Annotated in this window: 10 protein-coding genes; 3 read left to right on the forward strand and 7 right to left on the reverse strand. The window is 70.6% G+C overall.

Annotated features, from left to right (window positions below):
* Window positions 1-3 precede the first annotated feature (3 nt).
* Complete coding sequence (locus U870_RS0105590) at window positions 4-1,035, forward strand: zinc-dependent alcohol dehydrogenase (protein ID WP_025156429.1); 1,032 nt, start codon at window positions 4-6, stop codon at window positions 1,033-1,035.
* Here U870_RS0105590 and U870_RS0105595 read toward each other — a convergent pair.
* The 7 genes from U870_RS0105595 to U870_RS0105625 all read right to left on the reverse strand — a co-directional run bounded on the left by U870_RS0105595 (window position 1,028) and on the right by U870_RS0105625 (window position 8,639).
* A complete protein-coding gene (locus U870_RS0105595) occupies window positions 1,028-1,828 on the reverse strand; it encodes a carbohydrate ABC transporter permease (RefSeq protein ID WP_025156430.1) in 801 nt (266 codons plus the stop codon). The two genes, U870_RS0105590 and U870_RS0105595, sit on opposite strands and share 8 nt — an antisense overlap.
* 10 nt (window positions 1,829-1,838) lie before the next feature.
* Complete coding sequence (locus U870_RS0105600) at window positions 1,839-2,759, reverse strand: carbohydrate ABC transporter permease (RefSeq protein WP_025156431.1); 921 nt, start codon at window positions 2,757-2,759, stop codon at window positions 1,839-1,841.
* A gap of 39 nt (window positions 2,760-2,798) precedes the next feature.
* Window positions 2,799-4,124, reverse strand: coding sequence for an ABC transporter substrate-binding protein (locus tag U870_RS0105605; protein WP_025156432.1), 1,326 nt, complete (start codon window positions 4,122-4,124; stop codon window positions 2,799-2,801).
* A 54-nt stretch (window positions 4,125-4,178) separates the two neighbouring features.
* A complete protein-coding gene (locus U870_RS0105610; RefSeq protein ID WP_025156433.1) occupies window positions 4,179-5,285 on the reverse strand; it encodes an ABC transporter ATP-binding protein in 1,107 nt (368 codons plus the stop codon).
* A gap of 198 nt (window positions 5,286-5,483) precedes the next feature.
* Complete coding sequence (locus tag U870_RS0105615) at window positions 5,484-6,365, reverse strand: hypothetical protein (protein ID WP_025156434.1); 882 nt, start codon at window positions 6,363-6,365, stop codon at window positions 5,484-5,486.
* 297 nt (window positions 6,366-6,662) lie between these two features.
* A complete protein-coding gene (locus tag U870_RS0105620) occupies window positions 6,663-8,078 on the reverse strand; it encodes an MATE family efflux transporter (protein ID WP_025156435.1) in 1,416 nt (471 codons plus the stop codon).
* A gap of 78 nt (window positions 8,079-8,156) precedes the next feature.
* Window positions 8,157-8,639, reverse strand: a complete 483-nt coding sequence (locus U870_RS0105625) for a MarR family winged helix-turn-helix transcriptional regulator (protein WP_025156436.1) — start codon at window positions 8,637-8,639, stop codon at window positions 8,157-8,159.
* Between the two features lie 147 nt (window positions 8,640-8,786).
* Here U870_RS0105625 and U870_RS0105630 point away from each other — a divergent pair, with 147 nt between their 5' ends.
* Together U870_RS0105630 and U870_RS0105635 are read left to right on the forward strand one after the other, a co-directional pair.
* Entirely contained in the window at window positions 8,787-9,998 is a 1,212-nt protein-coding gene (locus tag U870_RS0105630; RefSeq protein WP_025156437.1) for an SfnB family sulfur acquisition oxidoreductase, read from the forward strand.
* 14 nt (window positions 9,999-10,012) lie between these two features.
* Window positions 10,013-10,677, forward strand: a 665-nt coding sequence (locus tag U870_RS0105635; RefSeq protein WP_025156438.1) for an NtaA/DmoA family FMN-dependent monooxygenase, incomplete at its 3' end; no start/stop codon positions are given.

Below are 10,677 nucleotides of genomic sequence, written 5' to 3' on the forward strand. Positions count from 1 at the left end.
TCGATGCGCGCTCTGCGGGTCTCCGGTCCCGGGCGCGTCGCCGTGGTCGAGCGCCCGGAGCCGAGAGCCCGCGACGGCTCGACGGCGGTGGTGCGCCCCCTGCTCGTCGGCCTGTGCGGGACGGATCTGGAGATCGTCGACGGCGCCATCGATCCGGCCTACATCCGGTATCCCGTCACCCTCGGCCACGAGTGGGTCGGTGAACTGGTCGCGGACGTCGAGCGGTCGGCCACGGGAGGCCCGCTGCCCGCGGGGGCGCGGGTCGTCGTCGAGGGGATCGTGCCGTGCGGGTCCTGCGATCACTGCCTCCAGGGGGCGACCAATCTCTGCGCGCACTATGACGAACTGGGCTTCACCCGCGACGGAGCGGCAGCGGAACGCATCGTCGTGCCGGCCGCCGCGGTGCACCCGATCGGGCCGGGAGTCTCCCTCGAGGCAGCGGTCCTGGTCGAGCCCGCCGCGGTGGTCTGGCGCGCCCTCGACCGGGCGCGACCGCGTGCCGGCTCCCGCGCGCTGGTGATCGGCGACGGCACGATCGGGCTGCTGGCCGCCCGCCTCGTCCGTCTGCACGCGCCCCGGTCGGTCGACGTGCTCGGCCTCCGTGCGGCGCAGGCGGCGCTGGCGACGGCTCTGGGCGCGGACCGTTTCCTGACGGTGGAGGAGGGTGTGCCGGCCGCGACCTACGACCTGGTCGTGGTCGCAGCCGGAGCGGTCGACGCCGTCGCGGTCGCCCGCGCCGCCGTTCGCCGCGGAGGCACCATCCTGGTGCTGGGCTACGCGGGGCGCGGGCGCGTCCTGACGCTCGGGATCGACGAGCTCGTCAACGACGATGTGGCCCTCCTGGGCAGCTTCGCCTACACCCGCGAGGCCTGGGCCTCCGTCGTCGCCCTGCTCGACTCCCTGTTGAGCGACATCGGCGTCCTCGTGACGCATCGGCTCCCGCTCGAGCGCCACGAGGAGGCGTTCGCGGCCGTGCGCGGCTCCGACGGGCTGCGCGGCAAGGTGGTGCTCGATCCGGCGCATCCGGCTATTTGATCCCGGAGCGCAGGAAGCTGTTGATGAACCCGCGCTGCCCGATCAGGAACACGGCCAGCAGCGGCGCGATGACGATGACCGTCCCGGCCGCCATCTTCGCGAAGTCCATGCCGGTCTCCGGGGCGAGGAAGCGGACCAGCCCGACCGTGATCGGCCGGGTCTCGTCGGTCGTGGCGACGATGAGCGGCCACAGGAAGTTGTTCCACTGCGTCGAGACCGAGACCAGGGCGTAGGCGATCAGGCTCGGCCGTGCCGCCGGGAGGAAGACCTTCCAGAGGATCGCCAACCGGGAGGTGCCCTCGATCTGCGCCGCCTCCACCAGTTCGTCCGGGACGGAGAGGAAGGCTTGGCGGAGGAAGAAGATGCAGAAGGCGCTCGCGACGTACGGCAGCCCGATCCCCGCCACGGTGTCCAGGAGGCCGAGGGAGGCGACGGTGCGGTAGTTCTCCGACATGAGCACTTCGGGGAAGATCATGAGCTGGACCAGCACGAGCACGAAGAGGGCGTTGCGGAACGGGAACTCGAACCGGGCGAAGGCATAGGCGGCGAGCACCCCGATCGCGAGTTGTGCGGCGGTGATGCCGACGACCAGCAGCACGGTGTTCAGGTAGTACTGGCCGAACGGTGCGCCCTCCCACGCCCGCACCAGGTTGTCGAAACCGAGATGCGGGCTGGGGGCGTCCACCACGAAGGCCCGCACGATCACGAAGACCAGCGGGGCCATCCAGAGCAGGCCGGCGACCCAGGCCAGGGCGATCTCGACGCGGTCGGAGACGGTGAGGATGCGATCCATCGGCGGGGTCCTAGCGGTAGTGGATCGAGCGGTCGACGAACCGGATCTGCACCACGGCCAGCACCACGAGCGCGGCGATCACCACGAGCGAGATGGCGGCGGCGTACTGGGGCCAGTGCTGGGCGAACGCGACCTTGTAGATGTAGAAGAGCAGCAGCGAGCTGGCGTTGTTGGGGCCGCCCTGGGTCATGACGAAGACGAAGTCGACGGTCTTGATGGAGTCGGAGAGCGCGACGATCCCGGCGAACAGGGTGGTCGGCATCAGGAGGGGGAAGCTCACCCGCCAGAAGCGCGCCCACGGGCCGGCGCCCTCCATCCGGGCCGCCTCCTCCAGCTCGGGGTCGATCGCTTGCAGGCCGGCCAGGTAGAAGATCATGAAGAAGCCGGCCTCCTTCCACACCATCATCGCCATGAGCGACGGCAGCACCAGGGCGGGGTCGCCCAGCCAGTCCGGTGTCGGCAGGCCGACGGAGCCGAGCAGACCGTTGATCACGCCGATGTTGGGCTGGTAGAAGTACAGCCAGATCACCGCGATCGCCACGACGGGCAGGATCGCCGGGGCGAACGTGCCGGCTCGGAGGAAGCCGCGGCCGCGCAGGTTGCGGTGCAGCAGCACCGCGAGGAACATCGCCAGCCCGAGGGAGACCGGGACCGTGATGAGAGAGAAGAGCAGGTTGTTCGTCACCGAGCGCAGGAACACCTCGTCGTCCGCGAGCGCGGCGTAGTTGCCGAACGTGAAGCCGTCTCCCGCCCGGTTGCTGAAGCTGCTGATCACGGAGCCGATCAGCGGCTTGACCGTGAACAGGCCGAGGAAGACGAAGGCGGGGACGAGGAGCAGCAGGCCGAAGGCCCGGTCGGGCAGGGTGCGGGCGGCCCGGCTGATGCGCCGGGCCGCCCCCATCCGCGCCGACGCCGCTGGAGCGTCGATCATTGGTGGCTTTCCTGTCGGAGACGACGGTGGTGTGCGGGATTACTGGTGGGTCTTGAGGATGGCGTCGATGTCCTTCTGCGCCTTCGTCAGGGTCTGCTTCGCGTCCGCGCCCTGGAGCAGCACGGACTGCAGCGCCGGGGCCAGCGTCTGGTAGACCACCCGGTCCCGGTCGAGGGTCGCCATCTCGGGGATGGCGTCGGCGATCGCGTCGTGGGCGGCGGCCGCCTGTGGGGTCTTCTTCAGGTACGCCTTCATCGCGTCCGTGTTCCACGCGGCGTCGGAGGTGGCGATGTAGCCCGACTTGATGGAGACGTCGGCGGCCCGCTCCGGAGTGGTGAGGAACTTCGCCAGCGTCACGGCGGCCTCGTGCTGGGCCTTGTCGACTCCGGCGTTGAAGAGCATCAGGCTGCCGCCGCCGGTGGGTGCGCCGACGCCCTCCTGCTTCGGCAGAGCGGACACGCCCCAGTCGAAGCCGGCCTTCTCCTGGATCGTGCCCATGCGGCCGGAGGTGGTCCACAGCATGGCGGTCTGGCCGGCGAGGAAGTCGTCGGTCGAGGTGCTCCACGAGACCTCGGTCGTCGGGGCGACCTTCTCCTGGGTGCCGAGGGACGCCCAGAACTCGAGCGCCTTCACGTTCTCCGGAGTGTCGAGCGTGACCTTCGTGCCCGCGGTGTTGCTGATCGCGCCGTCGCCGCCGGCCTGCTGCACCAGCGCCTGGTACAGCCAGTACGCGGTACCGGTGGAGGTCGGGATGAAGACGCCGTACTTCGAGCCGCCCTTCTCCTGCGCGGCCTTCGCGTCCGCGACCAGGCTCGCCCAGTCGGCCGGCGCCTTCTCGGGGTCGAGGCCCGCCTTGGCGAAGACGTCCTTGTTCCAGAACTGCACGATGGTGGAGCGGGCGAACGGCACTCCGTAGATGTCGCCCTTCGCGTCCTTGCCGTTCGACATGAACTGCGGGTAGAACCCGTCGATCCACTTCTTGTCGTCGTCCGTGGTGAGGTAGTCGTTCCACGCGGTGACCACGTCGCGCTCGACCAGGTCGTGCATGAACGACTGGTCCATGATCGCGAGGGCGGGCGCCTTGCCGCCGTCGATCGCGGTGTTGACCGCGGTGAGGGTCTGGTCGTAGTCGCCCGAGTAGACGCCCTTGACGTGGATGTTCGGGTGCTCCTTCTCGAAGTCCTTGAGGTAGCCGTCGATCAGGGTCCCGAGGGTGCCGACCTGGTCGGGGTAGTAGAAGTCGATGCTGACGTCGCCGTCGCTGGACGCCGCGTCGCTGGAGGCGGCGCAGCCGGCGAGCAGCGTCGCGGAGAGCGCTGCGGCGATGCCGGTGGCGAGCAGCCGGCGGCGGGAGAGGGATGACATGGCGGGGCGGTCCTTTCTGACCAGGGTGAGGTGTTCGGGAGGAGAGGTGCGGGTCTAGAGGGCGGCCGACGCGGACGCGGGTGCGGGCGCGAGGCGGTGCCGGCCGTCGCCGGCGAAGAGGTGGACGTCGTCGAAGGCGGCGCTGACGCGGGTGACGGCCGGAATGGGGTCCGTCGCCTTCACGCGCACCTGCACGAGCGTCTCGCCGACGCGGACGCCCAGCAGGCGGTCGGCGCCGAGGAGCTCGTCCCGCACGAGGTCGGCGGGCAGGTCGAGCTCGCCAGGGCCGATGCGGAGGTCCTCCGGCCGGACGCCGAGGAGGACGGGTCCGTCCACGAGGTCGTAGCGCTCGAGCAGGCCGGAGGAGGCGAGGACCGGGCCGCTGTCGATCGTGAGGACGCCGTCGTCGACCGAGGCGGGCAGCAGGTTCATCGGCGGTGAGCCGATGAAGCGCGCGACCCCGGCCGTCGCCGGGCGGCGGTACAGGTCTTCGGGCGCGGCGATCTGCTCGATCGCGCCCTCGCGCATGACCACGACGCGGTCGGCCATCGTCATGGCCTCCACCTGGTCGTGCGTGACGTAGAGGATGGTGAGCCCCAGCCTGCGCTGCAGGTCCCGCAGCTCGGCGCGCATCTCGGCTCGGAGCCGGGCGTCGAGATTCGAGAGCGGCTCGTCCATCAGGATGACGCTGGCGCCGCTGACGAGTGCGCGGCCCAGGGCGACGCGCTGACGCTGACCGCCGGAGAGCTGGCCGGGCTTGCGGCGCAGGTATGGCTCGAGCTGGAGCTGGCGCGCGGCGTCCGCGAGGCGGCGGTCGCGTTCGGCCCGTGGCACGCGTCGGACGGTGAGGCCGAACAGGATGTTGTCGGCGACCGACAGGTGCGGGAAGAGCGCGTAGTTCTGGAAGACCATCGCGAGGCCGCGCTCCGAGCTCGGCACCTCGGTCACGTCGCGGCCGCCGATGGCGACGGTGCCGCTGTCGCTGCGCTCCAGCCCGGCGACGATCCGCAGGGTGGTCGACTTGCCGCACCCGCTCGGCCCGAGGATGGCCGCGAACTCGCCGTCCGGGACGGTGAAGTCGATGCCGGCGACGGCCGGGTGCGCGGCGCCCTTGGCGCCGCGGTACGACTTCGAGATCGAGGTGAGGGTGACGTCGGGCACGAGGCTCCTCCGGATTTGTTCGGCTATGCCGAACGGCGGTCTGCAATCAGGAACAGGCTGACACATCGGCGATGCGCGCAGGAGGCGAGGGGCCGACGGTTCCGTGAACAGCGGATGAACCTCGCCCGGCCGGGCGGCCGTCCAGCGCAGGGCGCGGACGCACCGCTCGGCCGGGCGAGGCCGGAGCGACGGGCGGGCTCAGCCGGCCATCGAGTAGTGCTGGAGGTACATGAAGATGGACTTCCAGCCGGAGCCGACGTTCAGCACGTGCAGCTGCCCGCCGCCCGCACCCAGATCGACCGCGGCGATGCCCTGCACCTCGTCGTTCGGCTCGACATCCTGGTGCAGCTCCCAGGCGACCTGGCCGGTGACCGGGTCGATGGAGTACACGGACTTGTCGCCGGTGATGTCGACCGAGGCGTAGAGCTTGCCCTGGAACATGGTGGCGCCCTGGATGCGGTTGAGCGGCTGCGAGAGCTTCACGGTCTTGACGACGGGCAGGGTGGCGCCGGCCGGCAGGGTGAGGAGGTCGTTCAGGCTGTAGGCCACGAGCTGGTCGGTCCCCGCGGCGCTGCTCTGGTTCCACGCAGCGGTGTAGACGAGGCCGGCCGCGGCGTCGACGGACACCCACGGCACCCCGCCCGGCATCGTGGAGAGCGGCAGCTGGACGTAGCGGCCGGTGTACCCGAGCGAGTTGGCGTCGTACAGGGCCAGCAGCGGGTGCTGGTACGAGCTGCCGTCCTCCAGCGGGGCGACGACGTAGCCGTTGTAGTAGTCGATGTCGCCGATGTGGTTGACGCCGTAGGCGCTGGAGAGCGCGGACGGGATCGCCGCCGCGTTGGACGCCACCTCGTGGTCGTTCGAGATGGTGGCCTTCACCATGCTGTACGGGCCGCTGTAGTAGAAGTACGTGTTGTCGGTCGCGACGCCCTGGCCGCGCTCGAGGGCGTTGAAGCCCGTCCAGCGGAAGTACGACGCGGTACGGGTCCAGGTGGCGGCGAAGGCCGCCTCGGGCACGGACGCGAAGCCGATCGCCGCGACGATGGCGACGGCGACGGCCGCGCGGATGCGGGTTCTCATGAGTGGGATGACCTCCAGTTCGACGGATGCGCGCAGGTCGGTGCGCGCACGGTCAGCTCACCAGCGGCCGCCCGGGCCCACAACGCACCCGGCCTGAACGGCAGGCGAGCCGCGCCTGAACCGCGGGTTCACGTCCGGAGACTCCACAGGGCGGTTCCGCGTCGGTGCGCGGCACGCGACGGACGCGGTTCGCCGCTGCCGAACGATCGTTCGCCGCGGTGTGACCGGCTCCGCTGCCGGAAGAGCACGCGGGCGCCGCATCCCTGGGGGATGCGGCGCCCGTTCGTGCGGCCGGCGTCAGGCCGCCACGGCCTCCTCGGCGGCGGCCAGCGCGGCCTCCGCCTGCTCGGGCGTGGCGACCAGCGCCTTCCGCGAGGCGGCGAACAGGGCGGCGCCGAGCGCGAGCACCAGCAGCTCGGTGACGGTCATGGCCCAGATGACGCCGGTGATCCCGAAGACGGCGTTGCCGATGAGCACCACCGGGATGAACAGGATGCCCTGGGCGACCGACATGATCGTCGCGTTGCGCATCTGCTCGGTGGCCTGGAAGACCGCGATGATCAGCCCGGTGAACCCGTTGAACAGCGTGGAGACGAGCATCGCGGTGAGGATGAGCGTGCCGTCCTCGATGACCGACGGGTCGGCGCTGAAGAGGGTGAACACCTGGTCGCGGAAGAGGAACACGATCGTGGAGAAGACCAGCACGATCCCGGCGATCGCGACGGCGCTCCCGGTGATGGCCCGGCGCAGACGGGCGCCGTTGCGGGCGCCGAACGCGTAGGCGAACAGCGGGATGGCCCCCATGAAGACACCCATGCAGATCATCTCGGGCAGCTGCGAGATACGCAGGGCCACGCCCATCGCGGCGAGCAACGAGGCGCCGTAGCCGATGGCGATCCAGTTCATCACGAGGGTGGTGACGATGAGGAACGACGACATCAGCAGCTCGGAGGCGCCGACGCCGAACACGGTGGCGAGCATCTCGCGGTCGGCACGGAAGAACCGTGGGGCGAGGGAGACGGCCTCGCTGCGGCGGGAGAGCCACCAGACGTAGTAGGCGACGGTCACGATGTTGGAGAGGCCGAGGGCGATCCCGGCTCCGAGCACGCCCCAGCCCAGGCCGAGGATGAAGATCACGTCGAACACGAGGTTGGCGATCGTCGAGGCGATCAGGCCGGTCATGGAGGCGACGGCCGCCCCTTCGGCGCGGACGAGCTGCTCGAGAGCGAACGCCGAGACGTAGACGGGGGCGAAGGCGAACATCGCACCGATGTAGAGCGCCGTCGGGCCCAGGGAGGGCCCGCTCGCGCCGACCGCCATCGCGATGGGCGTCGCGAAGATCACGCCGAGCACGCCGATGACGACGCCGCCGGCGATCGCGCCCCAGAACGTGAACGACGAGACCTGCTTGATGCGGGTGGCCGCGGCCTCCACATCGGCCCCCGGCTCCTCCTGCGATCCGAGGAGACGCGAGACGAACGTGCCGCCACCGACGCCGAACACGCCGCCGACGGCCATCACCAGTGCGAAGACCGGCAGGGAGAACGTCAGCGCCGCGAGCAGCGGGGTGGAGTGGAGGGCGCCGACGAAGCCGGCGTTGATGATGTTGTAGACGGCGCCGACGGAGAAGGCGGCGACCATGGGCACGCAGAGGTGCACGAGCGCCCGCCAGATGGGCGCGGACGAAAGAGTGGCGCGGCTGGATGAGGACATGACGATGTCTCCGTTCCGGTGAACGGCTGGGAAGCCTGAGGTGATCTGAGAAGGGTGCCGTCGAGGGCGGCGGCCGGTCTAGCGGCGGCGGCGGTTGAGCTCGGTGGCGCTCGGCGGCGGGGCGTCGCCCGCCTCCACGACGGAGTCGGCGAGCGGCTGGAGCAGGGCGATGAGGGCGTCCTGGTCGGCGTCGTCGAGGACCGCGAAGATGCGCTCCTGCGCGGCGGTCATGACGTCGTCGAATCCGGTGACGACCTGGGTGCCCTCCGGGGTGATGCGGATGAGCTTCGCCCGGGAGTCCGTCGGCGACGACTCGCGGGTGATGTAGCCGCGCTCCTCCAGCCCCTGCAGGAGGCTGGTGACGCTGGCCGGCGTGGTGCCCGACATCTCGGCCAGTTCGCGGGCGATCACTCCGCGGTCCCGGTTCTCGTCGAGGTAGGCGAGGGTGAACGACTGCGAGCGGGTGAGCCCGCTCCGGCGGATCCATTCCTCTCCGGCGGCCCGCTGCGCGAACAGGATCGTGCGCAGGAGGTCGGCGAGCCGTTCGGTTCTCGATGTCATAGTTAGAACTCTAATCATTAGAATTCAAACTGTCAACACCCGCGCCGGGGCAAGCGGTTGTTACCGCACGTTTCGGCCGGCGCGCGGGGCGGCATCGCGCCGCACTACCGTTGCGGAACGGACCCCCGACCTCCCGAAGGATCAGCCATGACCGCCGACGCCGTCGTCACCACCGCCCCGCCCCGCGCACGGGTCATCGCCTCCGACGAGGAGGCCCGCGCCGTCGCCCGCGACTTCGCCGAATCGGTGCGGGAGCACGCGGCGCAGATCGACGCCGAGCGCCGCATCCCGGCCGAGGTCGTGGACGCGTTCAGCGGCACCGGGCTCTGGGCGATCACGATCCCGCGGGCGTTCGGCGGGGCGGACGTCTCGCAGGCCACCCTCGCCGACGTGATCGCGACCGTGTCAGCGGTCGAGCCGTCGCTCGGGCAGATCCCGCAGAACCACTTCTGCCTGGTCGAGGACATCCGCCTCTCGGGCACGGAGGAGCAGAAGGCGTTCTTCTTCGGGCTCGTGCTGGCGGGCGCCCGCTTCGCCAACGCGTTCTCGGAAGCCGGCGGCAAGAACGTCGCCGAGATCCAGACCCGGCTCGTGACGGACGGCGACGAGGTCGTCGTCACCGGCCGCAAGTTCTACTCGACCGGCTCCGCCTACGCGCACTGGATCCCGGTGCTCGCCGTCGACGAGGACGGTCTCGAGAAGCTCGTCTTCGCCGAGCGCAACGCGGAGGGGCTGACCGTGGTCGACGACTGGTCGGCGTTCGGCCAGCGCGCGACCTCGAGCGGCACCGTGCTGCTGGAGGGGCTGCGCGTGCCGGCCGACCGGGTGTTCCCGATGCACACCGAGTACGAGAACCCCACCATCGCCGGCCCGTTCGCCCAGCTGACGACCCTCGCGATCGACCTCGGCATCGCCCGCGGGGCCATCCGCGAGACCCATGACGCCGTGCGCGCCGCCCGTCCGTGGATCGACAGCGGGGTCGACTCGGCGAGCAAAGACCCCCTGACGCTGGAGCGCATCGGTCGTCTGGACATCGATCTCGCCGCCGCCGAGGCCTTGACCGAGAAGGCGGGGGAGGCCGTGGACGCCGCGAAACCCGCCGCCGACGAGCAGAACGTCGCCGCCGCCTCCATCGCCGTTGCCCGCGCCAAGGTGCTGACCACCGAGCTCGCGCTGGAGGCCTCGTCGCGGCTCCTGGAGCTGGGCGGAACGCGCTCGACCCTCGGCGCGAAGGCGCTCGACCGCTACTGGCGCAACGCCCGGGTCCACACGCTGCACGACCCGGTCCGCTGGAAGCCCGTCATCGTCGGGGACTACGTGCTCAACGGCACGCTGCCCGCCCGCCATTCCTGGATCTGAGCGGCGGCGACGGCATGGCCCAGCAGATCCGGCTCAACGCCTTCACCATGAACGCCGTCGGGCACCTCTCGCCCGGACTCTGGCGGCATCCCCGCGACGAGTCGCGCCGCTACCTCGACCTGGAATACTGGATCGAGCTGGCCCAGACGCTGGAGCGCGGCCTGATCGACGCCGTCTTCCTGGCCGATGTGCTCGGGGTCTACGACGTGTACGGCGGAAGCCGCGACGCGGCGCTGCGCGGGGGAGTGCAGGTGCCGGTCAACGACCCCCTCCAGCTCATCCCGGCGATGGCCGCGGCGACCGAGCACCTCGGCTTCGGGGTGACGGCGAGCGTCTCGTTCGAGCATCCGTACCCGTTCGCCCGGCGGATGTCGACGCTCGACCACCTCACCCGCGGCCGTATCGGCTGGAACGTCGTCACGAGTTACCTGAACAGCGGGGCCCTCAATCTCGGCGTGAGCGGGCAGGAGGCCCACGACCGCCGCTACGAGATCGCGGAGGAGTATCTGGAGGTCGCCTACAAGCTGTGGGAGCGCAGCTGGGACGACGACGCGGTGGTCGCGGACGCCGAGACCGGGGTCTACGCGCATCCCGACCGGGTGCATCCCATCGAGCACGCGGGCGAGTTCTTCCGCGTCCCCGGCATCCACCTCAGCGAGCCGAGCCCGCAGCGCACGCC

Source organism: Leifsonia aquatica H1aii (assembly GCF_000633535.1).
Classification (GTDB): domain Bacteria; phylum Actinomycetota; class Actinomycetes; order Actinomycetales; family Microbacteriaceae; genus Leifsonia; species Leifsonia aquatica_A.